Consider the following 26,153-nt stretch of genomic DNA (forward strand, 5'->3'; position numbering starts at 1 on the left):
GCATGACCTTTTCTCTGGAGGGGAGAAGGTGGAGCTGGCCGCTTTGGAGGAGGTGGCCGGCTCCATTGATTTTATTTGCGCGGCACGAAATAGTGCTGCCAAACCAATAATCAAAATCGGGAATCCCATGACTGCCCCAAGCGCCATCGCCGATCCGAAGAAGTTTTTGACCAGCCTTTTCGATGCGGCTGTTGCCGCAGCCGATCCGGAACTGGTGATACGGGCAAACCTGCCCGCGAAGCCCAAGGGCCGCACGATCGTCATCGGCGCGGGCAAAGGTTCCGCGCAGATGGCGGCGGCTTTCGAAAGGGCGTGGGACGGCCCGATTGAGGGTCTTGTGGTGACACGCTATGGCTATGGCACGCCCTGCGAACGCATCGAGATTATCGAGGCGGCGCATCCGGTTCCAGATGATGCCGGGCTTGTGGCATCCAAGCGCCTGTTCGAAGCCGTATCGGGCCTCACGGAAGACGATCTCGTGGTGGCGCTGATATCAGGCGGCGGCTCGGCACTGCTGCCATCACCGCCGGAAGGGCTGACGCTGCAAGACGAAATTGCCGTCAACAAGGCCTTGCTGGCGTCGGGCGCGCCGATCTCGGCCATGAATGCCGTGCGCAAGCATCTTTCGACCATCAAGGGCGGACGCCTTGCCGCCGCCGCCCATCCGGCCAAAGTTTTCTCGCTGGTGGTCTCGGATATTCCGGGCGACAATCCGGCCTTCGTGGCTTCTGGCCCGACTGTACCGGATCAAACCAGCCGCGACGATGCGCTCAGGATCATCGAACGCTACCGGCTCGACTTGCCGGAGGCTGCGCTCAAGCATATTCGCGGCGAAGGCGCACATGCACCGAAACCCGATGACGCGGTTTTCGCGCAAAACGAGGTGCGGGTGATTGCATCTGCCGCCGTATCGCTGGAAGCGGCAGCGAAAGAGGCTGCCCGCCACGGTGTTGAAGCGGTGATCCTGTCGGACGCCATGGAAGGGGAATCGCGCGAGGTGGCGCATGTCCATGCGGCAATTGCGCGGGAGGTGGCCGAACGCGACCGCCCGTTCAAGAAACCGGTGGTCATTCTGTCCGGGGGCGAAACCACCGTCACCATTCGCGGCAAGGGTGGCAAGGGTGGGCGCAACAGCGAATTCCTGCTGTCCTTCGCGCTCGATATCGACGGCTATGGCAATATCCATGCGCTGGCCGCTGACACGGATGGCATTGACGGTTCGGAGGACAATGCGGGTGCTTTCGCCGATGGCAGCACGGTGTCGCGTCTGCAAAAGGCGGGCGAGGATGGTGCGGCGCGCCTCAACAACAATGATGCCTGGACGGCGTTTGACGCCATCGGCGATCTGTTCATACCGGGACCGACCGGCACCAATGTCAACGATTTGCGCGCGATTCTTGTGACGGAATAGTGTCGTCGTCGAGCAGGATTCGACTAGCCGCGCCATCGAGATCTTCATATTGGCCGTTTTTCAGCGACCACAGGAAAGCGGCAAGTCCCAGTGCACCCATGAACAGCGCAACGGGGATCAGAAACAGAAGCCCGCTCATTTGTGTGCTTCCTTGATGAAGGCCACAGGCGCTGCCGTTTTCTGCGCCTGTTGCTTCTGCTTTCCCGCTTTCAGGCGTAGCGCATTGCTGACAACCACGATGGATGATAGCGACATGGAAAGAGCCGCCACCAGCGGCGTGACATAGCCGAAAATCGCAATCGGCACGGCGATGATATTATAGCCGATGGACAGCGCGAAATTCTGTCTGATCAGCCGGCCAGCCTCCTTCGAGACGGCGAGGGCCAGCGGCACGGCGGCGAGGCTTGTCCGCAGGAACACAAAGTCGGCGGCATTGCGCCCGATATCCGCTGCAGTTGCAGGCGCCATGGAAACATGGGCCGCGACGAGGGCGGGCGCATCGTTGAGACCATCGCCCACCATCAGCACCTTTCGGCCTTCGCCGGAAAGCTCCTGTACAAGCCGGGATTTGTCGGCGGGCAGCACTGCGCCGCGATAATCATCGACGCCGAGATAATCCGCGAGTTGTCTGACGGCGGGCAACCGGTCGCCGGAAATAATGGCGAGCTTCAGCCCATCCTTTTTCAGCGCGGCGATGGCGGCGGCGGCGTCTTCGCGCGGGCTGTCCTCGAAACGGAAGGTTTCAACCAGCATACCGTCGATGGAAAGGCAGGTTTCCGGGCCGTTTGCGGCGGTTGCATCGGCCAGGCCGCCCACCCATTCGGATTTGCCGAGACGATAGAGCTTGCCGTCGATTTCCGCCTCGATCCCCGAACCGGAAAATTCCTCGATCCGGGTGAAGGCGCTCATCGGGCCCTGACCGGAAAACTGCGCCAACGCCCGCGACAGCGGATGGCGGGAATAGAGCGACAGTTCGGCGGCGATTTCCAGATAGCGCGCATTGACGCTTTCAACGCCGATCAGTCGCGGCTGGCCGAGCGTGAGCGTGCCGGTCTTGTCGAAAATCGCCGTGTCGATCTCGGCCATGCGCTCCATGGCGGAGCCGTCCTTGATCATGATGCCGTTCTCGAACAGGCGGCGCGCCGCAACCACCTGCACAATCGGCACCGCCAGCGCCAGCGCGCATGGGCAGGTGATGATCAGCGTGCAGATGGCGATATAGATCGAGCGATACCAGTCGCCGCCCGTGTAGACCATCCAGCCTGTAAATGCGAGGAAGGCGATCGTGTGCACCATCGGCACATAGAGTTCCGAGGCGCGGTCGGCGAGGCGGCGATAATAGGCGCGTCCGCTCTCGGCCACATCCATCAGGCGCACCATTTCGGCAAGGAAGGAATCTTTCGCTTCCGCCGTCGCCCGGATGATGAGTGGCGTGGAGAGGTTCAGCGTACCGGCGCGAATATCTGAACCGGGGCCGACCGGCACCGCATCGCTTTCGCCTGATGCAATGGCGCAATCGAGTTCGGAGCGGCCTTCCTCAATTCTGGCATCCACCGGCACACGCTCGCCCGCCGCCAGAATGATGCGCATGCCGGGGCGGATTTCATTGACGGGCAGATAGTTCCGCTCGCCATTATCGCCGATCACCACCGCGCCGCGACTGCCAAGCTGCGCCAGTCCGCGCACGGCGGAGCGGGCGCGGGCGCGCATCATGTAATCCAGCGTGCGACCGATCAGCAGGAAGAACAGAAGCGTCACGGAGGCATCGAAATAGGCATGATGACCGTGGTTCATGGTCTCATAGATACTCATCGCAAAAGCGAGCGAAATGGCGAGCGCTATCGGCACATCCATGTTCACTCGCCTGTTGCGCAGCGCATTCCAAGCGGAAACATAGAAGATACGGCCCGAGAAGATCAGCGTCGGCAGGGCGATGAGGCCAGAGACCCAGTGGAACAGATCGCGGGTTGCCGCATCCGCGCCCGACCAGACGGCGACGGAAAGCAGCATGACATTGCTGGAGGCAAAAGCCGCAACGCCAAGCGCGATCAGCAGGCGCGTGAAGGCGGGGTCCTTCTCCTGCGCCATGTCGAAAATATGCGCTTCATAGCCGAGCTTCCGCAGCGGATCGACGACATTGGGCGGCGTTTCGCCGTCCTTCCAGCGGATCGCGACCCGGCGCGCCGTCAGGTTGACGCGCACATAGGCAACGCCCGCAATCTGGCCCAGCGAATCTTCGATGGTCTTGATGCACAGGCCGCAGTGAACGCCCGGCACCGAGAGGTCGAGTTGCCGCAGCCCGTCGCCAAGCGCGCGGCTGGCGAGCTGCATTTCATCCGGAGAAACACGCTGGATGACAGTCGCGATCTGTGCATTCTCGACGCAGCAGCTCATAGCATTTTGCCGTTTTTGATCAGGACACGGATGATGTGGCGATACGGGTCTTCCAGACCGGCATCGGCATTGATTTCCATGACCCATGCGCCATCGGTAAGCGCGATGCTGGCGCCGAGCACACCTGCTTCGTCGCCAGCGGTGAGCGCGGCCTTGGTATCGTTCACATCGCCCACCGGACGCTTGAACTCCACGGTACCGCCAGTCACTGCAACCGGCTGGCCGTTGCGGTCGAGCAGACGATAGGTCAGCACGCCATTTTCATAAGACGGTTTCGACTGCCATTGCAGAGCGGCCTGCTGCTTGCCGGTCTCGGCCTTTTCGTTGAACTCCTGGCTTGCGACGTAGGAATTGGCGACGACCAGCCCGCTCCAGCTGTTGATGGCGAAATAGGCCATCGTCACATTGACGGCGATGATCACCCCGAAGAACGCCACCATGATGCCCAGCATGTGCCGGCCGGTGAAAGTGCCCGACGAATTTGCGGATGCTGTCTTGGTTTCTGCCGACATTATCGTCCCTCCGGAGCCATGAAGGTTGCCTTGTAGCGGGCGTGTTCCGCGCCGTCCGCATCGCGCACTTCGATTTCATAATCCTGGCGGTGATCGGTGATGGCGCTGTGCGGCAGGGTCACGAAGACGCGCAATGTCTTCAGCCGGTCGGGTTCGACGGGCACGGCATAATTGCCGTCTACGTCTGCCGTCTCGTCCTGTACGGTCAGGGTCGCGCCGGGCAGACCTTCGATGGAAAGCCGGAAGGTGCGCGGCGTCGGGATCATGTTCAGAAGCTTGACGGTATAGCCGTTGCGGATTGAACCGTCGGACAGAAGCACATATTGCGGGTTGCGATCATGCAGGACATTGATACCGATGCGCTGGCGCATCGACAGCGAAATGACCAGCGTGAGGCCGATCAGCGCCCAGACGATGAAATAGAACAGGCTGCGCGGACGCAGCACCTTGCCCCACGACAGGTTCTGCACCTTGTGGGAAAAGCGGTTCGGCGCGTCATAAACCCGCGCGGGGGTAATGGGCATCGTTCCGTTGTCGGTCGCCAGCGCCATATTGGCGTTGTAGTCGGCCAGCGTCGCATAGGAGATGAGGCCGCGCGCCTTGCCGACCTTGTCCATAACGGAATTGCAGGCATCGATGCATAGCGCGCAGGTGATGCATTCAAGCTGCTGGCCGTCGCGAATGTCGATACCCATGGGGCAGGCGGCGACACACGCATTGCAATCCACGCAGTCACCGACGGCTTCCCCGGTGGCGATTGCCTTCTTGGCATGGCGCGAACGCGGCTCGCCACGCCAGTCATTATAGGTGACGGTCAGCGAATTCTCGTCCAGCATCGCGGCCTGAATGCGCGGCCATGGGCACATATAGGTGCAGACCTGCTCGCGCATCAGCCCGCCGAGCACATAGGTGGTGGCGGTGAGAATGGCGACGGTGAAATAGGCGACGGGCGCCGCCTGTCCGCTCACGAAGTCGAGGAGCAATTTCGGCGCATCGGCGAAATAGAAAATCCACGCGCCGCCGGTCAGCACCCCGATCAAAAGCCAGATCGAATGTTTCGCCACCCGCTTCCAGATCTTGTCGAAAGTCCATGGCCCCTTGTCGAGCTTCATGCGGGCGTTGCGGTCGCCTTCGATGGCGCGTTCCACCACGAGATAGAGATCGACCCAGACGGTCTGCGGGCAGGTATAGCCGCACCATGCGCGGCCTGCGACGGATGTGACCAGAAACAGGCCGAGGCCCGCCATGATGAGCAGGCCCGCGACGTAATAGAATTCCTGCGGCCAGATTTCGATGAAGAAGAAATAGAAGCGGCGATTGGCGAGGTCGATCAGCACGGCCTGATCGGGCGCATAAGGCCCGCGATCCCAGCGCAACCACGGCGTGAGATAATAGATGCCCAGCGTGATGAGCATGACGAGCCATTTGAAGCGCCGGAACTCACCTCGAACGCGCTTCGGAAAAATCTTGACCCGCGCCGCATAGAGCGATTGCCGGGTCTTGGGGGAATTCACTGCCTGAACGTCGATGCGTTCGACCTGCTCTGACATTTTATGCTCCGTGAGAGGAGAAGGGAGTAGGGGAATAGGGGAGTAAGGGAGTATGAAAAAAAGGGGCGCGACGTTGCGGGCCTTCACAACCAAAACATACTCCCCTATTCCCCTGCTGCCTTACTCCCCTCTCTTCATTCTCCCCCGCCAAGCGAGTGCACGAATATCGCCAGCTGCTTGACGGTCGTGTCGCCGAGGCGCGGTTCCCATGCGGGCATGACGCCGTGTTTGGGGTGTGATACCTGACGGATGATCGCGTCTTCGCCGGAACCGTAGAACCAGATCGCATCGGTCAGGTTCGGCGCGCCGAATTCGCGGCTGCCCTTGGCGTCGGCACCGTGACAGACGGCGCAGTTTTCCGAGAAAACCTTCTGGCCTGCCGGGACCATCGACGGGTCATGCGGTGTGCCGGTCAGGCTCACCACATAGGCCGCCACATCGCGAACTTGCTGCGGTTCCAGAATGTCGGCATAGGCGGGCATTTCGGAAGTCCGCGTATCCGCGTCGTCCTTCGAGCGGACACCATGACGGATGGTCGTCAGAATTTCGTCGATGGAACCGCCCCACAGCCAGTCATCGTCGTTGAGGTTCGGATAGCCGGGCGCGCCCTGCGCGCCGGAGCCGTGGCACTGCACGCAATTGACGCGGAAGGCAGCCGCGCCGCCTGCAACGGCGAACTGGCGCAGATTTTCATCGGCCACAATCTCGTGCACATCCTTGGTCTTGATCTGGTCGAGAATGCCTTGTTTTTCTGCCGCCACCTGGCGCATGTCTTCCTGCAACGCGCCGCGGCTCGACCATTGGGTCAGCCCCGCAGTCGAGCTGGAAATCAGTGGCCATGCCGGATAGGCGATGGTGTAGCCGATGGCGAACAGGATGGTGGCGTAGAAGGTCCACAGCCACCAGCGCGGCATCGGATTGTCGAGTTCGCGGATGCCGTCCCATTCATGGCCGGTGGTGGAAACACCGCTGACGTCGTCAATATGCTTATCAGTCATTTGCGTCATCCTTGAACGGAATGGCTTTCACCTCGTCGGCGATCTTCTTGCTGCCGGGACGGAAGACATAGAAGACGGTGATAACGAAGAAGACCGTCATGCCGAGCAGGCCCCAGCTGTCGGCGAAGTGGCGCATGGCGTTGTAATCCATGGGAAGCTCCTATCGCGCTTTGGGGGATTGATCGTAGGTCGAGAAATCGACCAGCGTGCCGAGCATCTGGAGATAGGCGACGAGTGCATCCATCTCGGTCAAAGCAGCCGGGTTGCCGTCGAAATCGCCAAGTTTTGCTTTCGGATAGCGGGCTTCGACGCCGGATGTATCCGCTTCGGGATCGGCCTGTGCCTTGAGGTCGGCCAGCGCATTGTCGATCATGTCCTGCGTATAGGGTACGCCCACCGCGACATTGGCCTTAAGATCGGCGGCAATGGTGTCGGCGCTGAGCGGCGTATCCTTCAGGAAGCCATAGCCCGGCATGACCGATTCCGGCACCACGTCGCGCGGGCGGATCAGGTGCTGGACGTGCCACTCGTTGGAATAGCGGCCACCGACGCGGGCGAGGTCTGGCCCCGTGCGCTTGGAACCCCACTGGAACGAGTGGTCATACATGGATTCCGCCGCAAGGCTGTAATGCCCGTAGCGTTCCACCTCGTCGCGGAAGGGGCGGATCATCTGGCTGTGGCACAGATAGCACCCCTCTCGCACATAGATATTGCGCCCCGCAAGCTCGAGCGGTGAATAGGGTCGCATCCCTTCCACCTTCTCGATGGTGTTTTCGAGATAGAACAGCGGCGCGATTTCCACGATGCCGCCAATCAGCACCACGGTCAGCGATCCAACCAGCAGCAGCGTTGCGTTCTTTTCGATTACGGCATGTTTTTTCAGAAAGGACATGTGTGTTCGATCCTTATTCCGCAGGCTGCATCGCTGATGTCGGCTTGGCCGGTGTTACGCCGGCAATCGGCGCTTCATCGCGCAGATTTCCGCGAATGGTCTGATAGACGTTCCAGGCCATGACGAGACCGCCCGTGAGGTAGAGCAGGCCGCCAGTCATGCGGATGACGTAGTAAGGGAACATCGCGGCGACCGTTTCTGCGAAGGAATAGACGAGGAAACCCTGGTCGTCGTATTCGCGCCACATCAGGCCCTGCTGGATACCCGCAACCCACATGGCGGCGGCGTAGAGCACGATGCCGAGAATAGCGAGCCAGAAGTGCCAGTTGACCATGCGCACCGAATAGAGGCGTTCGCGGTTCCACAACTTCGGAGCCAGATAATAGATTGCGCCGAAGGTGATCATGCCGTTCCAGCCAAGCGCGCCGGAATGGACGTGCCCGATGGTCCAGTCGGTATAGTGCGACAGCGAATTGACCGCCTTGATCGACATCAGCGGACCTTCGAAGGTCGCCATGCCGTAGAAGGCGATGGCCGCCACCATCATGCGGATGATCGGATCGGTGCGGATCTTGTCCCATGCGCCCGAAAGCGTCATCAGGCCGTTGATCATGCCGCCCCAGGACGGCATCCACAGCATGATCGAGAACACCATGCCCAGCGTCTGCGCCCAGTCGGGCAGGGCGGTATAGTGCAGGTGGTGCGGACCAGCCCAGATATAGAGGAAGATCAGCGACCAGAAGTGGATGATCGACAGGCGGTAGGAATAGACTGGACGGTTCGCCTGCTTCGGCACGAAATAATACATCATGCCGAGGAACGAGGTGGTGAGGAAGAAGCCGACGGCATTGTGGCCGTACCACCATTGCGTCAGCGCATCCTGAACGCCCGAGAAGGCGGAATAGCTCTTGGTGCCAAGGAAGGAGACCGGCACGGCAAGGTTATTCACGATATGCAGCATGGCGATGGTGATGATGAAGCCGAGGAAGAACCAGTTGGCCACATAGATATGCGGCTCCTTGCGCTTCAGGACCGTGCCGAGGAACACGACCAGATAGGCGACCCAGACGATGGTGAGCCAGATGTCCACATACCATTCCGGCTCGGCATATTCGCGGCTCTGGGTGATGCCGAGCAGATAGCCGGTGGCGGCCATGACGATGAAAAGCTGGTAGCCCCAGAACACGAACCAGGCCAGATCGCCGCCGAACAGACGGGCGCGGCAGGTGCGCTGCACCACATAGAAGGATGTGGTGATGAGCGCGGTGCCGCAGAAGGCGAAGATGACGGCGGAAGTGTGCAGTGGGCGCACCCGACCGAAGTTCAGCCATGGTTCCAGATTGAGATCCGGGAAAGCCAACTGGGCTGCGATAACGACGCCGACGAGGAAGCCGACAACGCCCCAGAACACCGTGGCGATCACGCCGTAGCGGATCGGGCCATCCATATAGACGGACTGGTCCGTCTTTTTCGGCGTCAGACCGTAATCGGCATTGCGCATCAGAAGAATGGTGAAAATGGCGAGCACGACGAACAGAATCCACATATGGGTTCTGAACAGCTCGTCATGGGAAAATCCGGCCAGAAGCACGGCAAAAAGCGCTCCCAGACCGGATAGGACTGTTCCAGCGGCGTAGTTCATGAAATCCCCTCGCAGCGCGTAACGAAGACCGCCCGTCAGGGGCAGTTGTAGCGACAGGATGTCTATCTGCGCTCGGTGGCGTGCTGTCATTGATCCTAATCAACGACGATTTTCTAGGGAGGGAAGTGGTCCCGGAGCTTATGTCACCGGGACGATCATAGAGGCGCGAAGACCACCATCGGAACGGTTGACCAGAGCAAAACTGCCGCCCATGCGCGTCACCGCCATGTGCACGATGGCAAGCCCAAGGCCGCTGCCATTATCCTGCCGGTGCTTGCCACGGAAGAAGCGTTCCGTCACATGCGGCATTTCATTGTCGGGAATGCCGGGGCCGCTGTCTTCGACGGTGAGGGTGAGGCGGTCGTCCGCGACGGTAAAGCCGCAGCGCACGAAGCCATCCACCGGGGAATGCAGCACGGCATTTTCGATCAGGTTGCGCGCGGCAAGCGTGAAGAGATGTGGGAACGGCATCTGCACAAGCGGCATCCCCTCCAGCAATTCGATGGCGACGCCGCGCTGCGCGCCGAGCATGCGCATATCGGTGGCGATGGTGTGCAGAAGCTTGCAGGCCGGTTCCGGCACCGGTGTCTCGGCTTCGTCGCTGGTTTCAAGCGCCGCAAGATCGAGCAACTGACCGACCAGCCTGCTGGTGCGGTCCACGCCCGCCGCAATCTGGCGCACCGCATTGGCGCGCACGGCTTTGTCCTTTGCGCTTTCGGCGATTTGCGCCTGCGTCTTCAGTCCGGCGAGCGGCGTCTTCAGCTCATGGGCGGCGAAGATCGCGAAGTTGCGCTCGCGCTCGCGCGCTTCCTCGACGCGGTGGAACAGCCCGTTCAACGCCGTCACGACAGGGGCTATTTCTTTGGGCAGATTGTCTTCCGGCAGCGGGCGTAAATCCTGTGCCTGTCGCTTCGACAGAACGGAGGCAAGGCTGCTCAACGGGTTGAGCCCGCGCCGCACGCAAAGCCAGATCATGCCTGCCAGCAGCGGTAGTACCAGAAGGGCAGGCACGGCCAGCCCCGTCACCACCGTGCGCACCAGCCTTTCACGGACATAGAGACTGTCGCCAACCATGACGCGCAGACCGAGCTGCGTGTTTTCAACCGCAAAGACCCGCCAGCGCTCACCGTCGACAACGGTGTTGGAAAAGCCGTTCGCCACATTGGTCAGCCGTGTGATGGGCGCGCTTTCCGAGCGCCCGACCAGCTTGCCGTCCAGCGCCCAGATCTGGCAGAAAAGCTGCCGGTCATAGTCGGAAAATTCCGGCATGGGTTTTAGCGAAAGCTGGCCGCCATCGCCGTTCGGGCCGACTTCGACACGGTGATCGCTCAATAGTGAATTAACCATGCGCGCGGCTTCCATCAGACGCGCATCCAGAACCTTTTCCAGTTGCGCCTGCGTGGTGATGTGAATCCACACCACCGCAACCAGCCAGACGATACAGGTCACGCCGATCAGAATGCCGGTCAGACGGCCACGGATCGAATTCATGCGCAGGCTCCCGCCAGACGATAGCCGACCCCGCGCACCGTCTCGATGAAATCGGAGCCAAGCTTGGATCGCAGGTGGTGGACATGGACCTCCACCGCATTGCTCTCTACTTCCTCCTGCCAGCCATAAAGCGCTTCTTCCAGCGACGATTTCGAAAGCGTCGCATTGGGGCGCTCCATCAGCGCGCGCAGGATCGAGAATTCGCGCCGCGTCAGCCGCAGCGGTTCGCCGTTAAAACGCGCCGACATTTCCGCCGGATCAAGCTCGACGCCGCGCCATTCCAGCACGGCATTGGCGCGACCAGCCCCCCGCCGCGCAATAGCGCGCACCCGGGCGGCCAGCTCATGCAGATCGAACGGCTTGCCGACATAGTCGTCGGCACCGGCGTCCAGCCCGGCAATGCGTTCCGGCACCTGATCGCGGGCGGTCAGAAGCAGCACCGGCGTATCGTCACGTCCGCGCCGCATGGTTTTCAGAATGTCGAGGCCGGACCCGTCCGGCAGCATGAGATCGAGCACGACAGCATTGTAATTCTGCGCGGCGAGGGCTGCTTCCGCATCGCCACAGGTCGAGACCGCATCCACGGTGAAACCGGCAATGCCAAGACCGACGGACAGGCCGTCGAGCAGGATTGCATCATCTTCAACCACCAGAATGCGCATTGGTCTTCCTGTTTTCGCCTTGTTTGTCGTTTTAAACCGCCCGGGCTTGTCGGCAACCCAGCTTAAGGCTGCCTTAAGGTGGCGGCGTCATTCGCCTTTTACAGCATAATCAATTTTCTACGAATCAGTTCGGAAAACCGGAATGCGTCTTTCTGCGAGCCTTGCGTGTTTGGCTCTCCTGATCTTCACGGCGTGCTCGTCTGCCTTTGCCGCAGGCCCCTTGCCGGTGAACGAAGCCTTTCGTCTCGGCGTGACGAAAGATGCCGACGGACGCCTCGTGCTTGGCTGGACCATTGCCGAAGGCTACTATCTCTATCGCGATCATATTGCCGCGAAGGACGACAAGGGCAATGCGCTCGATGTCGATACACAGCCCGGCATTGCCAAGGACGATCCGAATTTCGGCAGGCTTGAAGTCTATTATCGCTATGCCAGCGCCAGCGTGAACGCGCAAACCGCGCCGGTGGAAATCACCTATCAGGGCTGTCAGGAAGACGGCATCTGCTATCGGCCTGAAACACGGACGGTCGATCCGGTGACGCTGGCGGTTTCCAGCCAGATGGGAAATCTGGCGAAATCATTCGGGCAGAGTTCGGCCTTTACGCAAGCCGCGGTCCCGCCGACCCCTGGCGCACAAAGCAAGGCCTTTGCGCTCGCGCCGGAAAAGGGCATGGTCGAAAACCTGCTGGCTGAGGGCGGCACGGGCTTTGTTATCGCGGCATTTCTGGCTTTCGGGGTGCTGCTGGCCTTCACGCCTTGTGTCTTCCCGATCTACCCCATTGTTGCCGGAACACTGGCGCGCGAAGGTGAAAAGCTGACGGCAAAACGCGGCTTCGTCCTGTCCTCCGTCTATGTGGTCAGTCTGGCTTTGGGCTTTGCGCTGGTGGGGGCAATCGCTGGCTGGTCGGGGCAGAATCTGCAAATGGTCCTGCAATCGAAATGGACAGCGCTTGCTCTGGCCGGGCTGTTCACGCTTTTGGCCCTGTCGATGTTCGGCCTGTTCCAGATCCAGCTTCCCAGCCAGTGGGTGAGCGCGGTTTCCGCGCAGACTGGCCAGCGCACAGGCTCCAAGCGCTCCGCCGTCATACTCGGCTTTTCGTCGGTGCTGATCGTCGGTCCTTGCGTGACCGCACCACTGGCGGGCGCGCTTCTCTATATTGCACAGACGGCCAATATCGCGCTGGGTGCGGGGGCCCTTTTTGCGCTCGGCATCGGCAAGGGCCTGCCGTTGATCGCTTTCGCGACCCTTGGCGCGGGCACCTTGCCGCGCGCAGGCGCATGGATGGAAACCGTGAAGCAGATTTTCGGCTTCGGTTTTCTGGCAACCGCCATCTTCATGGCCGCGCCGCTTCTGCCGTCAGGCGTGGACATGGCACTTTGGGCGATCCTGCTGTTCGGCGTGGCAAGTTTTGCCTTTCTCAAAGTGCCGGGGCACAGCGTGGTGGCCCGCACGATTGGCGCGGCGGCCTTCGTCTACGCAACCATTCTGATGCTCGGTCTTGCCTCGGGCGGCAGAGATCCGTTGCAACCGCTGGCCGCATTCGCTAACCGTGGCGACAACCAGAATAGGACCGAGCTGCGATTCGCGCCGGTCGATACGGTTTCTTCCCTTCAGGAGAAGCTTGCGACAGTGGAAGGCTCGCGCCCGACACTGGTCTATTTCACGGCGGATTGGTGCGTGAGTTGCTCCACCGTGGAAAAGCGTGTGTTGCCGGATGCCGATGTGAAGAAAAGCCTGAACGGCTATCAGCTCATCAAGGCTGATATTTCCGATCTCACCAGTGGCAATGCCGACCTGATGGCGAAGCTGAAAGTGGCTGGCCCGCCGACGATGATTTTCTTCGACAAGGCAAGCCGCGAGCGGGAGGGGACGAGACTGGTGGGCGATGTCACGTCTGCCACCATTGCCCGGTCGGTTGGTCTCACAGCCGATGGCCGGATGTAATTGCAGAAACAAGGATTGAAGATGATGCCGGGGGCTTGGACTATTATGAAACGCGGGGACGATAGATATCGTATTGCAGCGCGACTGTTGCGCATTGCCACTGTCGCTGCGCTGCCACTGGCGGCAGCCGCCTGCACGACCACTTCCGCCGAGCAGCCGGTCGCGGTTGTTATGCCCGCGCCGATGGTTCAGCCGGTTGTGGCAGAACCGCAGCCGGTGCAAGTCGCGGCCGTTGCGGAACCGGAAGTACAGACGGCGCGCAGCGAATATGAAGTGATGTATGGTGCCGTCACCGACGGAAAGAACTTCATTCCCGCGCTCGACGTGAACAAGATTGCCGAGCGCAACCTGCGCAAGCAGGTCGATTACGCGACCGACCATCCGGTGGGCACCATCATTGTCGATCCCTATGCGCGCTATCTTTATCTGGTGCAGCCGGGCGGCAAGGCCATGCGCTATTCGGTTGGCGTCGGCCGTGCAGGGCTGACCTTCAAGGGCGAAGCCAAGGTCGCCTATAAGTCGCAATGGCCGCGCTGGACCCCGACCGCCAATATGATCAAGCGCAATCCCGATCATTACGCGAAATATGCCAATGGTCTGGAAGGCGGCATTCGCAATCCGCTTGGCGCCCGCGCGCTCTATCTCTATCGCGACGGCAAGGACACGCTCTACCGCATCCATGGCACCAACGAACCGTGGTCGGTCGGCAAGGCGGCGTCCTCGGGCTGTATCCGCCTTTTCAATCAGGACATTCTCGATCTCTACAAGCGCGCCCCGACGGGCGCCCGCGTTGTGGTGCTCGACAAGTCGCAATCCGGTACGGGAGTGAGTGCATGATAAATCGTCGTCAGATGCTGGCTGTTTCAGCCGGAACCGTTGCGACGCTCGGCCTTTCGGGCGTGCAAGGTCTGGCACAGGCCGTTCCGACCGTGGCCGAGGTTCTTTACGACACCGAAATCCCGGTTCTCGGCAACCCGAATGGCAATGTCACCATCGTCGAATATTTCGACTATCAGTGCCCTTATTGCAAAAAGGGCCATGGCGAACTGATGCGCGTCGTCAAGGATGACGGCAATGTGCGATTGGTGCTGAAGGACTGGATCATCTTTGGCGAAACGTCAGCCTATGCGGCGCGGCTTGTTCTGGCGGCGGAAAAATCCGGTAATTACGCCAAGGCGATGGAAGCCATGATGGCCACGCCGGGCCGTCTGACCAAGGAACAGGTCGATGCAGCCTTGAAGAAGGCTGGTCTGGACGCGGCCAAGCTTCAGGCGGCCTATAAGGCGGATTCCAAGCGCATCAACAACATACTCGAGCGCAACATGAATCAGGGCGAAGCGTTTAATTTCAGCGGCACCCCGTCTTTCGTCATCGGCACCAAGCTCTATGGCGGGGTCATGAAGCAGCAGGAACTGATCGCAGCTATCGCGGATGCGCGTAAAGCGTGATGCGAATTTGAAAGCAAGCAGCGGAGTGTGAGCGCCCTTGTAAGCTTCTATGTCTGGTTCATATAAAGAAGGAACACGGACATGAACCTTATGACACTCGCAAAGCACGATCCCGATGAAAGCCGTTGGCAGAAGGTGCTCGGACGCGACAAGGCGTCGGACGGCGCCTTCGTTTATGCCGTGCGCACCACTGGCGTTTATTGTCGCCCGTCCTGCCCGTCGCGGCGAGGAAAGCGCGAAAACGTGCAGTTTTTCGACCGCTGTGAGGATGCGGAGCGGGCAGGCTTTCGCCCCTGCCTGCGCTGCAAGCCGCATCTGACTGAAACGCTCGCGACGCAGAATAATGCGCGCCATGCCGAAATTGTAGCCGCTGCCTGCCGCTATATAGAGGCGGCGGAAGAAGTGCCGTCCCTGGAGGAAATCGCAGATGCGGTGAAGACCAGCCCCGCGCATTTCCACCGCATTTTCAAAGCCTTCACCGGGCTGACGCCAAAAGCTTATGCCGATGCGCATCGCGCCCGCAAAATGCGTGTGGCGCTCGACGCGCCGGAAATCCGCGTCACCGATGCAATCTATCATGCGGGTTACAATTCCAGCAGCCGCTTCTACGAAGCCTCAGACCGGATTCTCGGAATGACGCCAAAGGCTTACCGGCAGGGCGGCAAGGATGCCGACATTCGTTTCGCCATTGGCCAATCGGCGCTTGGCGCAGTGCTTGTGGCGGCGAGCGACAAGGGCGTCTGCGCCATTTTAATGGGCGACGACCCGGAAGCACTGATACGCGATCTGGAAAAGCGCTTTCCGAGAGCCAATCTCATCGGGGCCGACCGCGACTTCGAGGACATGATCGCGCAGGTGGTCGGCTTTGTCGAAGCGCCGGGCATTGGTCTCGATCTGCCGCTCGATCTGCGCGGCACGGCATTCCAGCAGCGTGTCTGGCAGGCCTTGCGGGAAATTCCGGCAGGAAAAACAGCAAGCTATACGGATATTGCCGAACGGATCGGCGCGCCGAAAGCCGTTCGCGCTGTTGCGCAGGCCTGCGCCGCCAACAAGATCGCCGTCGCGGTGCCCTGCCATCGTGTCGTGCGCAATGATGGCGGACTGTCCGGCTATCGCTGGGGTGTCGAGCGCAAGCGCGACCTCCTGAAGCGGGAGCGTGAAGCATGAGTGGCGATCACGAAACGGCGGCGGCTAAAGTCGCCGCCTATGACTGGGAGAAGATCGGCGCCGAACTCGACACATTGGGTACGGCTATTCTCCCGAAACTCCTCTCAGATAGCGAATGCCACAATTTTGCCACGAAATGGCATGATTCCGCCGCATTTCGCACCACCATTTCCATGGCGCGGCACGGTTTTGGGCGCGGCGAATACAAATATTACGCCTATCCGCTGCCTGCCTTAATTGCGGGCCTGCGCGAAAATCTCTATCCGCAGCTCGCACGCATCGCCAATGCGTGGAGCCGGAGAATGGGCAGCGACACGCGCTATCCGCCGACCCACGACGCCTTTCTGGAAGGCTGCCACACAGCCGGTCAGTTACGTCCGACACCGCTTCTCCTGCAATATGGCGAGGGGGATTATAATTGTTTGCATCAGGACCTTTATGGCGACATCGCCTTTCCGTTGCAGGTGGCTATCCTCCTGTCAAAGCCGGGCGAGGATTTCTCGGGCGGCGAATTCGTGCTCACCGAGCAACGTCCGCGCATGCAGAGCAGGGCGGAGGTGGTGCCGCTTCAACAGGGTGACGCGGTTATCTTCGCCGTCAATGACCGCCCGGTACAGGGCACGCGCGGCGACTACCGGGTCAAGATGCGGCACGGCGTCAGCCGTATCCGCTCCGGCATGCGACATACGCTGGGCATAATCTTTCACGATGCGCGATAGGCCGACATAAGGGGTTGAACCGAAACGCGTATTAGCCTTTGATCGCGCAAAGGATTGAAGGAGTCGACCATGAGCGTGACCATTTACGGTATCAAAAACTGCGACACCATGAAGAAGGCGCGCACATGGCTGGAGGACCATGGCATCGACTATGGTTTTCACGATTACAAGAAGGAAGGGCTGGATGCGGCAACGCTCGACCGTTTCCTTAAAACCGTCGCATGGGAACAGCTTCTGAACCGCGCTGGCACGACCTTCCGCAAATTGCCCGAAGATGTACGCCAGAGTGTCGATGCCGCCAAGGCGCGGGCGCTGATGCTGGAACAGCCCTCCATGGTCAAGCGCCCGGTGCTCGACAGGGACGGCGTGCTGACGGTTGGTTTCAAGCCGGATCAGTATGAGGCGTTCTTCAAGGCTTGAGCTGCCGGGCTTCTGCCATAAGTATCTGCCGATAGGCCTGCCCAAGCGGAGAAAACCCCATGCATCAGCGCGTGAACAAGGTTGTCCAGCAATGGTCGGTGAGCTGGCGCGATGCGCTGATTGCTTCCATTGGTGGGGCTGTGGCGTGGCTGATCTGCCAGTGGCTTCTCGGTCAGCCAAGGCCGGTCTTCGCCATGGTCACGGCGGTGATCTGCCTTGCGCCCAACCTGCCAAACCATGGCAAGCAGGCCATCGGCGTCATGGTCGGCGTGACGACAGGGGTAGCCGCGGGAGAATTGTCGCTGCTGCTGCCGGAAACCGTTCTCGTCGTGCATATGGCGGTGGTGACCTTCATCGCCATGGTGCTGGCAACCTCGTTCGGCATGGCGCCGGCAATTGCCATCCAGTCCGGTGTTTCGGCCATTCTGGTGCTCGCCATGGGGCCGCAGGTGGCGGGTGTGACGCGCCTGATCGACGTTCTGGTGGGCGCAGGTGTCGGGCTTCTGTTCAGCCAGATCTTGCTGACACCGGACCCGGTGCGGCTGATCGACCGGGCGGCGCGGGGCCTGCTGGACCGGCTGGCCAACGGGCTGAAACAGGCGGCCATCGCGCTCGATAAGGAGGATGCGGCACGCGCCCAAAACGCAATCAACCAGTTCACCTCCGCGCATCGCGCGGTAATCGCGTTGGGTGACGGCATTGCGCTTGCGCGCAGCAATGCGCGCTGGTCGTTGCGCGGGCGGTTGGCGGCGCGCGAAGTGACAGAAATGGCCGGGCGTTATGACCGTCGCGGCATTCGTCTTTATGCTTCAGCGCTCTTGTTTGGCGAAGCGCTGGGTAATGCGCTGCGCAAGAAGGAAGCGCCTCCGCCGCCATGGGTCAGCGAGGCGTTGCAGATCATCATCGCCAATTGTTCGCTGGATGAAGGCGTGGCGCCGCAGCGCATTCCGCCCGTGCCGAAGGAAATTCCCTTCGGCTGGCGCGATTGCGTGCACCGGCTGGAATCGGTGCAGGATACGCTGCTGCACTTCCTGCATTCCGGGGTTCCGGACAGCGTGCCGGTGGTGAGGGGATAGAGGAGGGCAGTAGGGGAATAGGGGAATAGGGTAGGCACTCGGTGCTCCGAAGAAAAACGCTTGCGCTGAATAAGCGCCCGCGATCCTCTTCCCTTACTCCCTTACTCCCTTACTCCCTTACTCCCTTACTCCCTTACTCCCTTACTCCCTTACTCCCTTACTCCCTTACTCCCCTTGATCGCTGCCATCAGAAAAATTCAATTGTGCGGCTGCATTTGAGGCGTATTTTCCCGCGCATGACTCAGTTCTCTCCCAAGTCGAACTTCCTTAAGTCTGCCTTCTTCCGTTCGGATTTTTCAATGTCATCCTCACTAAAATCCGCTCAACATCAGACGGCGATCCGTTATGCGCTGGGCGGTTTTCTCGCCATGGCCTCCGCAATGGGGATCGGGCGTTTCATCTATACGCCGATCCTGCCGGGCATGATGGCCGATCTTGGCTTCAATGCCGCCGATGCGGGCTTCATCGCTTCCGCCAACTATATCGGCTATCTGCTCGGCGCTGTTGCCGCAGGCTATGGCTGGTCGGCAGGCATAGAGCGCGCCAGCGTGATCACCGGCCTGATCATCAGCGCCGCACTTTGCGCCGCCATGGCACTCTTCGACGGCGTCTGGATGTTTGCCGCGATCCGCTTTGCCGCCGGTTTCGCCAGCGCCGTGACCATGATCCTCTGCACGGCCATCGTGCTCAGCCATGTGACCGCCGCCGAGCGCAGCGGGCTTGGCGCGTTGCATTTCGGCGGCGTGGGCAGCGGTATCGCCATATCGGCGGTGCTGGTGGCGGCCATCCGTTTTTCCGGCCTCGGTTGGCGTGCGGACTGGATCGGCGCGGCTTTGCTCACGCTGGTCATGCTGGCGGCAGTGGTCTTTCTGGTGCGCGAGGGACCGCGCGGCAACGGCGGCAACGCGCGTGAACCGGCTTTGCCGAAAAGCTTTGCCTTCAACGCGCTGGCGCTCGCCTATGGCATTTTCGGCTTCGGTTATGTCATCACCGCCACCTTTCTGATCGCCATCGTGCGCGCCAATGATGGCGGGCCGCTGATGGAAGCAGCCGTGTGGATCGTCACCGGCCTGACCGCCGCGCCGTCGATCTGGCTGTGGTCTCCGGCGGCGAAGAAGTTCGGCCTGTTCAATGCCTTCGCGCTGACGGCGCTACTGGAAGCCATCGGTGTCGCCGCAAGCGTCGTCATCGCCCCGCCTGTCGGTCCGCTGGTCGGCGGTGCGCTTCTCGGCATGACCTTCATGGCGCTGACTGCTTTCGGTCTCCAGATCGCGCGGGTTCTGGCTCCCGCCTCGCCGAAGCGGGCACTGGCGCGCATGACCGTATCGTTCAGCATCGGGCAGATTGTCGGGCCACTGGTCGCCGGTTACATGGCGCAGCGTTCTGGCTCCTTCACCTCGGCCAGCCTTGCCGCCGCCTTCTCGCTGGTGGCAGTCGCCGTCATCGGCGTGCTGGCCGGTCAAAAGGCCAAGTAGCACTGCAAAATTGGGAATCTAAAAAAGGTTTCTGTCAAAATCTTACAAACATTTAACTGGCAAAGGCGCTGCAAGAAGCATTCTATGGGGCGATAACCCCATAGAATCGGGACCGCTTTCGTGTTCGTATCTTTTTTCCCCCGCCCAAAACTGTTTTTTCCATCTGTCTTTCTTTGGAGTCTGCTGGCCGTGTTCGGCTGGTATATGGGGGGCGAAAATCTCGGGCGTCTTTTCGGCCTGCCGCCCGCCGCGCCGGACGCCGCGCCGATCATCGGCGCAAGCCTTTTCTGGTCGGCGCCGTTTCTCTGGTTCTACATTTATTTCGCCGTGGCGACCTTTGCGTTTTACGCTTTCTGGGCGCTGTTTTCACCGCATCCATGGCAGCGCTGGTCGATCCTCGGTTCGGCACTGATCCTGTTCACGACCTATTTTTCGGTGCAGGTGAGTGTTGCGGTGAACGCCTGGTACGGACCATTCTACGACATGGTGCAGAAGGCGCTGTCGACGCCGGGTTCGGTGACAGCCGCCGATTTTTACTGGGGGATGGTCGAATTCGCTGGCATCGCCTTCATCGCGGTCACGGTGAGCGTGCTCAGCCTGTTCTTCGTCAGCCATTATATCTTCCGATGGCGCACGGCGATGAACAATTACTATATGAGCCACTGGCCGCGATTGCGTCATATCGAAGGCGCCGCGCAGCGCGTGCAGGAAGACACGATGCGGTTCTCCTCCACGCTGGAACAGCTGGGCGTCAGCCTTGTGAAATCCGTGATGACGCTGATCGCCTTTCTGCCGGTCCTGTTCACCTTTTCGGAAAAGGTCAATGAACTGCCGATCATCGGCGCTATTCCGCATGCGCTTGTCTGGGCGGCCATTTTGTGGGCCGCCTTCGGCACCGGTTTTCTGGCGCTCGTCGGCATCAAGTTGCCGGGGCTGGAGTTCAACAATCAGCGCGTGGAAGCAGCCTATCGTAAGGAGCTGGTCTATGGTGAGGATCACGAAGACCGCGCCGCGCCGGTGACGATGCAGGAACTGTTCCGCAATGTCCGGCATAATTATTTCCGGCTTTATTTCCACTACGTCTATTTCAACGTCGCCCGCATCTTCTACATTCAGGCGGATAATATTTTCCCGACCCTGATCCTCATTCCGTCCATTGTGGCAGGCAAACTGACCCTGGGCCTGATGAACCAGATCTTGAACGTCTTCGATCAGGTGCGCGGCTCGTTCCAGTATCTGGTCAATTCCTGGACAACGATCATCGAGCTTCTGTCGATCTACAAGCGCCTTCGCGCCTTCGAGGCGACCATCCATGGCGAGCAACTGCCGACGCTGGATCGTCAAAATCTGGAAACGCCGCAGAGCGTTTAGGGAAGTCCGCCAACACCTCATGCTAAAGAGCGCCAACACCCTCATGCTGAGGAGGCGCGTCAGCGCCGTCTCGAAGCACGAGGGTTTGGAAAAACGCCGGTTACGACCGGTTCTGAATGGTCGAGCCGGTGTTCTTGTCGAGGCTGTTCAGATAATCGCCATAGGTGGTGCATTTGACGTCGGCCTTGGTGCAGACCTCGGAAACAAGTCGCTCCATGGCGCGCCAGTATGCGCCGTCATTCATCAGCACGAAATGGAAGCCAAGCTGCAAGGGAATGCGCTCGCCGTCATATTGCTTGTCGAAGGCGGCGCGAAACGCCTTATAGGCGCGCTCTTCGAACGCTGCCGACTGGTCAGGTGTTTCCTTAGCCTTGGAATGGCGGACATAGAGATTGTAATCCATGCCGACGATCGGTCGCTTTGACGGGCCTTCCGGGATCAGCGGCAGACCGAAAGATGCGAATTGACCGGTGATCTGCGGCAGTTCCGGCCCGCGTGTGACGGATGATGCCTGATAGCGGAAGCCATTGGCCTTGAGTGCGTCCTGCACCGGCTTCGAAGCGGCGAGATAGGGCGCGCGAAAGCCGTTGATGCCGTTGAGAGCGAGGTTGCGCCAGCCTTCCGGTTCGCCTTCGATGCCGTTATTTTTGTAGGCGTCGGCCACGATGCGGCGAAACGCGCCGATTTCCTTGTTCCAGTCGGCGGTGGACCAGCTCGTGCCGTCGAAATGGCCGCAGCCGTGGCTGGCGATCTCGTTGCCCTCCAGATGCGCCTGCCAGATATTGCCAAGCCGGGTCACGACTTCATCGCGGGTCTGGGCAAAGCCGACATTGGACGCGCCCGCCTTTTTGTGCGGCGGCTGATAGCTGGCGCGGTCCTTGCGGGTCATCAGAAAGACGCAGGACAGGAAATAGGTGAAACGAGCGTTGTTTTTCTTCGCAAGCTCGCGCGAGCGCGTCCAAAGCGCATTGTCATGCGCGCCGTCGAAGGAAATCAGCACATATTGCGTTTTGCTGGCCGTTGTTTCCGGTGATGTGGCCCCGGCAGGCGCACAAAAAGCCGCCGAGAGGGAAAGAGCGAGGAGAGTTTTGGGGAAGAAAACGCGCATTGCCATCAAATACCGGGAAAATCCAAGGCCGGGAAGGGGCCAGTGACCCGGCTATCCCTTGAATATGGCGAAGGTCGGACCGAAATTCACTTTTACGCAGGGCTCGCTATGCTTATTTCGCGGACGGGTCTTACATATGGCGACAATTCCGACTAAAAGCGCCAGAACAGCTATTTCGTAAATCAGATTCAAGAACAATGGCAGGTCCATGGCAGACGACAGTTTCATTCGCGAGGTAAACGAGGAACTCCGTTCGGAACGGGCGAAGCAGGTCTGGAAGAATTTCGGCCCGATCGTGATCGGTGCTGCCGTTGCAATCGTTCTGGGCACTGCCGGCTGGGTCGGCTACCAGCACTGGACCGACAGCAAGGCCTCTGCTTCCGGCGACAAGTTCCTTGCGGCGCTTGACCTTGCATCGGCAGGCAAGAACGATGAAGCACTTGCTGCGCTCGACGATCTGGAAAAGACCGGCTATGGGTCTTATCCGGTTTTGGCGCGCCTGCGTGCGGCCTCCGTCCTTGCCAGCAAGGGCGATGCGGCTGGCGCCGTGAAGGCGTTTGACGATATCGCTGCCGACAATGCCGTGCCGGGTACGCTGCGCGATGTGGCGCGTTTGCGGGCGGGTTATCTGCTGGTCGATAGCGGTTCTTATGACGATGTCGCCAAGCGGGTTGAAACCCTGTCTGCCGATGGCAATTCGATGCGCTCCAGCGCGCGCGAAGCCCTTGGCCTCGCAGCCTGGAAGGCCGAACGTTTCGACGATGCGGTCAAATTGTTCAAGCAGATCGCCGATGACGGTATGGCGCAGGCCAATATCCGCCAGCGCGCCAATACGATGCTGGACCTGATGCGCAGCGCAGGCGTTGCGGCACAAAGTTAAACAAAGGCTACCTTCGGGGCTGGTCTTGAACCGGCCCTGTTTCTTTCTGGAGTAATTTTCGTTCATGGGTTTCACTCTCGCAATCGTCGGGCGTCCCAATGTCGGCAAGTCCACGCTGTTCAATCGTCTCGTCGGCCGCAAGCTGGCGCTGGTGGACGACCTGCCGGGCGTCACGCGCGACAGGCGCATCCATGACGCCAAGCTCTACGACCTCAAGTTTCAGGTGATCGACACGGCTGGTCTCGAAGAGGCCGCCAATGACTCGCTGGAAGCGCGTATGCGCGCCCAGACGGAAGCCGCCATCAGCGAAGCCGATGCGGTGCTGTTCGTGGTCGATGCCAAGAACGGCCTGACGCCTGCCGACAACACCTTTGCTGAACTGGTGCGCCGGTCCGGCAAGCCCGTGGTGCTGGTGGCCAACAAGGCCGAAGCGCGCGGCGCGCAGTCGGGCCTTTATGACGCCTTCCAGCTTGGTCTCGGCGAACCGTGCCCGATCTCCGCTGAACATGGTCAGGGCATGCCCGACCTGCGCGACGCCATTGTCGAACTTCTGGGCGAAGAACGCGTCTTCGCCGACGAAAAAGAAGCGGAAGGCGCTGACGAAGTCTTCACGCCAAAGGCGGTCGGCGAGCTGATCGGCGACGACATTGAAGATCCGGATGAGGAAGTCATCCCGGCCTATGACGCGACCAAGCCGCTGCGCATTGCCATTGTGGGACGCCCGAATGCGGGCAAGTCCACGATGATCAACACCATGCTCGGTGAAGACCGCCTGCTGACTGGCCCGGAAGCGGGTATCACCCGTGACTCGATCTCGGTCGATTGGGAATGGCACGGTCGCAAGATCAAGCTGTTCGACACTGCCGGTCTGCGTCGCAAGTCGCGCGTGCAGGAAAAGCTGGAAAAGCTTTCGGTTGCCGATGGCCTGCGCGCCATCCGCTTTGCCGAGGTGGTGATCATCGTGCTTGATGCGACGATCCCCTTTGAAAAGCAGGATTTGCAGATCGCCGATCTCATCATCCGTGAAGGTCGTGCGCCGGTCATCGCCTTCAACAAGTGGGACCTGATCGAAGACCGTCAGATGGTTCTGGCCGATCTTTACGAAAAGACCGCCCGTCTTCTGCCGCAGGTGCGCGGGCTGCGCGCCGTGCCGATTTCCGGCGAACGCGGCCAGGGTCTCGACAAGCTCATGGAAAATGTCGTGAAGACCCATGAGATATGGAATCGCCGTATTTCCACCGGCCGCCTCAATCGCTGGCTGGAAAGCGTGATTGCCCATCAGCCGCCGCCGGCTGTTTCCGGTCGCCGCCTGAAAGTGAAATATATGACGCAGGTGAAGACCCGCCCGCCGGGCTTCGTCGTCTCCTGCTCGCGTCCCGACGCGATGCCGCAATCTTATGTGCGTTATCTGGTCAACGGCCTGCGCGAAACCTTCGATATGCCGGGCGTGCCGATCCGCCTTGCGCTGCGCACCTCGGACAATCCGTTCGCGGGCCGCGCCAAGAAGAAGCGATAAGCATCATGTAAAAAAGCCCGGAGTGATCCGGGCTTTTTCTTTTGGCATTACTGTGCAGACGGCATCATGCCTTTGGCAGCACAAATTCCACACGCCGGTTCTGGGCGCGTCCATCGGGGTTGTCCTTACCCTTGATGTCGTTGGGAGCGACAGGTTCGCTTTCGCCACGCCCTTCCGGCTTCAGGCGCGCCGACGGCACGCCATTGCCGACTAAAAATTCGACAACCGCTCTGGCCCGCGCTTTCGAAAGCTTGAGGTTATAGCTATCGGAGCCCTTGGAATCCGTATAGCCGACAACCTGCACGGTGGAATCCGGTGTGCTGTCCAATATCTTGACGACACCACCCAGTGTGGACTTGGCCTTAGCCGTCAGCTTGGCGCTGTCGAAACCGAACAGGATATCGCTCGAGACAGACAGGACGACGCTGTTGTCTGTCTCGCGCATCGTGATGTTGCCGCTCTTCTCGACAATCTGTTGCGCTGCGGCCGAAAGGCCGCGTGCGTTGTCATCCGTACCGCCGGAAGCCGAAACCAGATCGCGGATTTCCGGCACAAGATCACGGATATAGGCGTTCTTATCCGTATTCAGCCCTGCATCCTGCGCTGTTCCGACCGACGGCAGGCACAGCGCAGCAAGGCCGATCAGACCGAGACGGGTCAATCGATGGATTGTAGCCATTGGCTGTTCCCCCTATTCGGCGGGAACGGCGAATGGTCCGAGCGGCTCGACCCCCTTGATATAGAGCGTCACCTTCTGATCTTTCGGTGGTGCCGGAAAAACGCCGTGCCAGACGCCGACCACAGGCCCCTTGCCGAACAGTGAAACGGAGGTTGGCGTGAGCGGCTTGCCCTCGGAGTCCTTCAACAGCAGATACTTCTTGACGCCGGCGAGAAGGTAATAATCATTCTCGTACTCCTTGTCTGACATGGAGCTGTAAAGCGTCGAGGAAACGTTGTCGCCTTCCGTGGCGTTCTTGAAACGAACCTTGACGGTTAGCTTGTCGCCGTCGCGGATGGCGCCGCTGACCTCGGCGGTAACCTGACCGCTGCTGTGATAGCCGGTGGCGAGCGGCTGGCCCGCTGATTCTTCAGCCAGCGCTCCAAAGGGCAGGGCGCTTGCAGACAGCAAGACGGTGGCGAGAAGTGTACGTGAGAGAAACGCCATGAGTATCGCTTTCATTTGTTGGACAGCCTGGAGCATTATGCAGTCGGAAGAAATCACCCGGCGTCGCATTCATGCGGTGAGAACAAATAAGGGAGCAGTTCTGGCGGTATTATGAGAGCAGGTTTGATCGGATTATGCTCTAAAAGGTGAACCACTCCGGATGCGGGGCTGAAACCTAACAGTCTGAAAACAAAAATTCTATAAATTTTCAAAAAACCTACAATCTTTTACTTCAAACTTCTTTTCCGTTCGTTACATGATGGGTTGGGCCGGTGTTTCAGGTATTTTTTTCGCGCCGATCTTATCCGTTG

At 60.1% G+C, this 26,153-nt stretch carries 25 protein-coding genes; 12 read left to right on the top strand and 13 right to left on the bottom strand.

From position 1 onward, the window contains the following. Positions 1 to 127: 127 nt before the first annotated feature. Positions 128 to 1,411, top strand: coding sequence for a glycerate kinase type-2 family protein (locus ABWW11_RS03325; RefSeq protein ID WP_109370172.1), 1,284 nt, complete (start codon positions 128 to 130; stop codon positions 1,409 to 1,411). On the opposite strand, the gene ccoS is transcribed toward ABWW11_RS03325, so the two are convergent. The 10 genes from ccoS to ABWW11_RS03375 form a co-directional block, all read right to left on the bottom strand. Beyond that, positions 1,377 to 1,550 (bottom strand): cbb3-type cytochrome oxidase assembly protein CcoS, encoded by a 174-nt coding sequence (gene ccoS, locus ABWW11_RS03330; RefSeq protein WP_109368395.1) that lies wholly within the window; start codon positions 1,548 to 1,550, stop codon positions 1,377 to 1,379. The two genes, ABWW11_RS03325 and ccoS, sit on opposite strands and share 35 nt — an antisense overlap. After that, complete coding sequence (locus ABWW11_RS03335; protein WP_109368396.1) at positions 1,547 to 3,805, bottom strand: cation-translocating P-type ATPase; 2,259 nt, start codon at positions 3,803 to 3,805, stop codon at positions 1,547 to 1,549. The genes ccoS and ABWW11_RS03335 overlap by 4 nt, the downstream gene beginning before the upstream one ends. Continuing rightward, positions 3,802 to 4,317 carry a FixH family protein gene (locus ABWW11_RS03340; RefSeq protein ID WP_319081051.1) on the bottom strand — a complete coding sequence of 172 codons (516 nt, stop codon included), beginning with the start codon at positions 4,315 to 4,317 and terminating at the stop codon, positions 3,802 to 3,804. Before ABWW11_RS03340 ends, ABWW11_RS03335 begins: the two co-directional genes overlap by 4 nt. Beyond that, positions 4,317 to 5,867, bottom strand: coding sequence for a cytochrome c oxidase accessory protein CcoG (gene ccoG / locus ABWW11_RS03345; RefSeq protein WP_109368398.1), 1,551 nt, complete (start codon positions 5,865 to 5,867; stop codon positions 4,317 to 4,319). Before ccoG ends, ABWW11_RS03340 begins: the two co-directional genes overlap by 1 nt. A 134-nt stretch (positions 5,868 to 6,001) precedes the next feature. Continuing rightward, positions 6,002 to 6,865: a cytochrome-c oxidase, cbb3-type subunit III gene (gene ccoP / locus ABWW11_RS03350; protein ID WP_109368399.1), complete on the bottom strand. Its 864-nt coding sequence runs from the start codon at positions 6,863 to 6,865 to the stop codon at positions 6,002 to 6,004. Further along, on the bottom strand, positions 6,858 to 7,016 hold the full coding sequence (locus ABWW11_RS03355; RefSeq protein ID WP_078337972.1) for a cbb3-type cytochrome c oxidase subunit 3: 159 nt from the start codon (positions 7,014 to 7,016) through the stop codon (positions 6,858 to 6,860). The genes ccoP and ABWW11_RS03355 overlap by 8 nt, the downstream gene beginning before the upstream one ends. A gap of 9 nt (positions 7,017 to 7,025) precedes the next feature. After that, complete coding sequence (ccoO, locus tag ABWW11_RS03360; RefSeq protein WP_109368400.1) at positions 7,026 to 7,757, bottom strand: cytochrome-c oxidase, cbb3-type subunit II; 732 nt, start codon at positions 7,755 to 7,757, stop codon at positions 7,026 to 7,028. A gap of 13 nt (positions 7,758 to 7,770) precedes the next feature. After that, a complete protein-coding gene (ccoN, locus tag ABWW11_RS03365; protein WP_109368401.1) occupies positions 7,771 to 9,399 on the bottom strand; it encodes a cytochrome-c oxidase, cbb3-type subunit I in 1,629 nt (542 codons plus the stop codon). Positions 9,400 to 9,537: 138 nt separating this feature from the next. Continuing rightward, positions 9,538 to 10,890, bottom strand: a complete 1,353-nt coding sequence (locus ABWW11_RS03370; protein ID WP_109368402.1) for an ATP-binding protein — start codon at positions 10,888 to 10,890, stop codon at positions 9,538 to 9,540. After that, positions 10,887 to 11,552 carry a response regulator gene (locus ABWW11_RS03375; protein WP_109368403.1) on the bottom strand — a complete coding sequence of 222 codons (666 nt, stop codon included), beginning with the start codon at positions 11,550 to 11,552 and terminating at the stop codon, positions 10,887 to 10,889. Before ABWW11_RS03375 ends, ABWW11_RS03370 begins: the two co-directional genes overlap by 4 nt. A 142-nt stretch (positions 11,553 to 11,694) precedes the next feature. Here ABWW11_RS03375 and dsbD point away from each other — a divergent pair, with 142 nt between their 5' ends. The 9 genes from dsbD to sbmA all read left to right on the top strand — a co-directional run bounded on the left by dsbD (position 11,695) and on the right by sbmA (position 21,173). Next, complete coding sequence (gene dsbD, locus ABWW11_RS03380; protein WP_109368404.1) at positions 11,695 to 13,497, top strand: protein-disulfide reductase DsbD; 1,803 nt, start codon at positions 11,695 to 11,697, stop codon at positions 13,495 to 13,497. 45 nt (positions 13,498 to 13,542) lie between these two features. Then, positions 13,543 to 14,334 (top strand): L,D-transpeptidase, encoded by a 792-nt coding sequence (locus ABWW11_RS03385; protein ID WP_109368405.1) that lies wholly within the window; start codon positions 13,543 to 13,545, stop codon positions 14,332 to 14,334. Next, positions 14,331 to 14,945: a DsbA family protein gene (locus ABWW11_RS03390; RefSeq protein WP_109368406.1), complete on the top strand. Its 615-nt coding sequence runs from the start codon at positions 14,331 to 14,333 to the stop codon at positions 14,943 to 14,945. The genes ABWW11_RS03385 and ABWW11_RS03390 overlap by 4 nt, the downstream gene beginning before the upstream one ends. A gap of 81 nt (positions 14,946 to 15,026) precedes the next feature. Next, on the top strand, positions 15,027 to 16,112 hold the full coding sequence (ada, locus tag ABWW11_RS03395; RefSeq protein WP_109368407.1) for a bifunctional DNA-binding transcriptional regulator/O6-methylguanine-DNA methyltransferase Ada: 1,086 nt from the start codon (positions 15,027 to 15,029) through the stop codon (positions 16,110 to 16,112). Further along, a complete protein-coding gene (locus ABWW11_RS03400; protein ID WP_124915181.1) occupies positions 16,109 to 16,831 on the top strand; it encodes a 2OG-Fe(II) oxygenase in 723 nt (240 codons plus the stop codon). The genes ada and ABWW11_RS03400 overlap by 4 nt, the downstream gene beginning before the upstream one ends. Before the next feature lie 69 nt (positions 16,832 to 16,900). After that, on the top strand, positions 16,901 to 17,251 hold the full coding sequence (locus ABWW11_RS03405) for an ArsC family reductase (protein WP_109368409.1): 351 nt from the start codon (positions 16,901 to 16,903) through the stop codon (positions 17,249 to 17,251). 59 nt (positions 17,252 to 17,310) lie between these two features. Further along, on the top strand, positions 17,311 to 18,327 hold the full coding sequence (locus ABWW11_RS03410; protein ID WP_109368410.1) for an FUSC family protein: 1,017 nt from the start codon (positions 17,311 to 17,313) through the stop codon (positions 18,325 to 18,327). A 299-nt stretch (positions 18,328 to 18,626) separates the two neighbouring features. Beyond that, positions 18,627 to 19,802 (top strand): YbfB/YjiJ family MFS transporter, encoded by a 1,176-nt coding sequence (locus ABWW11_RS03415; protein WP_109368411.1) that lies wholly within the window; start codon positions 18,627 to 18,629, stop codon positions 19,800 to 19,802. Between the two features lie 120 nt (positions 19,803 to 19,922). Then, positions 19,923 to 21,173, top strand: coding sequence for a peptide antibiotic transporter SbmA (gene sbmA, locus ABWW11_RS03420; RefSeq protein ID WP_109368412.1), 1,251 nt, complete (start codon positions 19,923 to 19,925; stop codon positions 21,171 to 21,173). A gap of 100 nt (positions 21,174 to 21,273) precedes the next feature. On the opposite strand, the gene ABWW11_RS03425 is transcribed toward sbmA, so the two are convergent. Continuing rightward, the gene (locus ABWW11_RS03425; protein WP_319081146.1) at positions 21,274 to 22,281 is read right to left on the bottom strand and encodes a polysaccharide deacetylase family protein; all 1,008 of its coding nucleotides are present in this window, start codon (positions 22,279 to 22,281) and stop codon (positions 21,274 to 21,276) included. A 208-nt stretch (positions 22,282 to 22,489) separates the two neighbouring features. Between ABWW11_RS03425 and ABWW11_RS03430 the strand changes: the two genes are divergently transcribed. Beyond that, positions 22,490 to 23,161: a tetratricopeptide repeat protein gene (locus ABWW11_RS03430; protein WP_109368413.1), complete on the top strand. Its 672-nt coding sequence runs from the start codon at positions 22,490 to 22,492 to the stop codon at positions 23,159 to 23,161. 64 nt (positions 23,162 to 23,225) lie between these two features. Next, entirely contained in the window at positions 23,226 to 24,677 is a 1,452-nt protein-coding gene (gene der, locus ABWW11_RS03435; protein ID WP_109368414.1) for a ribosome biogenesis GTPase Der, read from the top strand. A gap of 64 nt (positions 24,678 to 24,741) precedes the next feature. Here der and ABWW11_RS03440 read toward each other — a convergent pair whose 3' ends face one another. Together ABWW11_RS03440 and ABWW11_RS03445 are read right to left on the bottom strand one after the other, a co-directional pair. Continuing rightward, positions 24,742 to 25,356 carry an OmpA family protein gene (locus ABWW11_RS03440; RefSeq protein ID WP_109368415.1) on the bottom strand — a complete coding sequence of 205 codons (615 nt, stop codon included), beginning with the start codon at positions 25,354 to 25,356 and terminating at the stop codon, positions 24,742 to 24,744. Between the two features lie 12 nt (positions 25,357 to 25,368). After that, positions 25,369 to 25,857, bottom strand: coding sequence for a hypothetical protein (locus ABWW11_RS03445; protein WP_109370174.1), 489 nt, complete (start codon positions 25,855 to 25,857; stop codon positions 25,369 to 25,371). Positions 25,858 to 26,153: the final 296 nt, after the last annotated feature.

This window comes from Brucella sp. NBRC 113783, assembly GCF_040372265.1.
GTDB lineage: Bacteria > Pseudomonadota > Alphaproteobacteria > Rhizobiales > Rhizobiaceae > Brucella > Brucella teleogrylli.

Excerpts from the sequence above, each read along its gene's own strand:
- ABWW11_RS03325 (WP_109370172.1), top strand. The coding sequence starts at position 128 with ATGACTGCCCCAAGCGCCATCGCCGATCCGAAGAAGTTTTTGACCAGC.
- ccoS (WP_109368395.1), bottom strand. The coding sequence starts at position 1,550 with ATGAGCGGGCTTCTGTTTCTGATCCCCGTTGCGCTGTTCATGGGTGCA.
- ABWW11_RS03335 (WP_109368396.1), bottom strand. The coding sequence starts at position 3,805 with ATGAGCTGCTGCGTCGAGAATGCACAGATCGCGACTGTCATCCAGCGT.
- ABWW11_RS03340 (WP_319081051.1), bottom strand. The coding sequence starts at position 4,317 with ATGTCGGCAGAAACCAAGACAGCATCCGCAAATTCGTCGGGCACTTTC.
- ccoG (WP_109368398.1), bottom strand. The coding sequence starts at position 5,867 with ATGTCAGAGCAGGTCGAACGCATCGACGTTCAGGCAGTGAATTCCCCC.
- ccoP (WP_109368399.1), bottom strand. The coding sequence starts at position 6,865 with ATGACTGATAAGCATATTGACGACGTCAGCGGTGTTTCCACCACCGGC.
- ABWW11_RS03355 (WP_078337972.1), bottom strand. The coding sequence starts at position 7,016 with ATGGATTACAACGCCATGCGCCACTTCGCCGACAGCTGGGGCCTGCTC.
- ccoO (WP_109368400.1), bottom strand. The coding sequence starts at position 7,757 with ATGTCCTTTCTGAAAAAACATGCCGTAATCGAAAAGAACGCAACGCTG.
- ccoN (WP_109368401.1), bottom strand. The coding sequence starts at position 9,399 with ATGAACTACGCCGCTGGAACAGTCCTATCCGGTCTGGGAGCGCTTTTT.
- ABWW11_RS03370 (WP_109368402.1), bottom strand. The coding sequence starts at position 10,890 with ATGAATTCGATCCGTGGCCGTCTGACCGGCATTCTGATCGGCGTGACC.
- ABWW11_RS03375 (WP_109368403.1), bottom strand. The coding sequence starts at position 11,552 with ATGCGCATTCTGGTGGTTGAAGATGATGCAATCCTGCTCGACGGCCTG.
- dsbD (WP_109368404.1), top strand. The coding sequence starts at position 11,695 with ATGCGTCTTTCTGCGAGCCTTGCGTGTTTGGCTCTCCTGATCTTCACG.
- ABWW11_RS03385 (WP_109368405.1), top strand. The coding sequence starts at position 13,543 with ATGAAACGCGGGGACGATAGATATCGTATTGCAGCGCGACTGTTGCGC.
- ABWW11_RS03390 (WP_109368406.1), top strand. The coding sequence starts at position 14,331 with ATGATAAATCGTCGTCAGATGCTGGCTGTTTCAGCCGGAACCGTTGCG.
- ada (WP_109368407.1), top strand. The coding sequence starts at position 15,027 with ATGAACCTTATGACACTCGCAAAGCACGATCCCGATGAAAGCCGTTGG.
- ABWW11_RS03400 (WP_124915181.1), top strand. The coding sequence starts at position 16,109 with ATGAGTGGCGATCACGAAACGGCGGCGGCTAAAGTCGCCGCCTATGAC.
- ABWW11_RS03405 (WP_109368409.1), top strand. The coding sequence starts at position 16,901 with ATGAGCGTGACCATTTACGGTATCAAAAACTGCGACACCATGAAGAAG.
- ABWW11_RS03410 (WP_109368410.1), top strand. The coding sequence starts at position 17,311 with ATGCATCAGCGCGTGAACAAGGTTGTCCAGCAATGGTCGGTGAGCTGG.
- ABWW11_RS03415 (WP_109368411.1), top strand. The coding sequence starts at position 18,627 with ATGTCATCCTCACTAAAATCCGCTCAACATCAGACGGCGATCCGTTAT.
- ABWW11_RS03425 (WP_319081146.1), bottom strand. The coding sequence starts at position 22,281 with ATGCGCGTTTTCTTCCCCAAAACTCTCCTCGCTCTTTCCCTCTCGGCG.
- ABWW11_RS03430 (WP_109368413.1), top strand. The coding sequence starts at position 22,490 with ATGGCAGACGACAGTTTCATTCGCGAGGTAAACGAGGAACTCCGTTCG.
- der (WP_109368414.1), top strand. The coding sequence starts at position 23,226 with ATGGGTTTCACTCTCGCAATCGTCGGGCGTCCCAATGTCGGCAAGTCC.
- ABWW11_RS03440 (WP_109368415.1), bottom strand. The coding sequence starts at position 25,356 with ATGGCTACAATCCATCGATTGACCCGTCTCGGTCTGATCGGCCTTGCT.
- ABWW11_RS03445 (WP_109370174.1), bottom strand. The coding sequence starts at position 25,857 with ATGAAAGCGATACTCATGGCGTTTCTCTCACGTACACTTCTCGCCACC.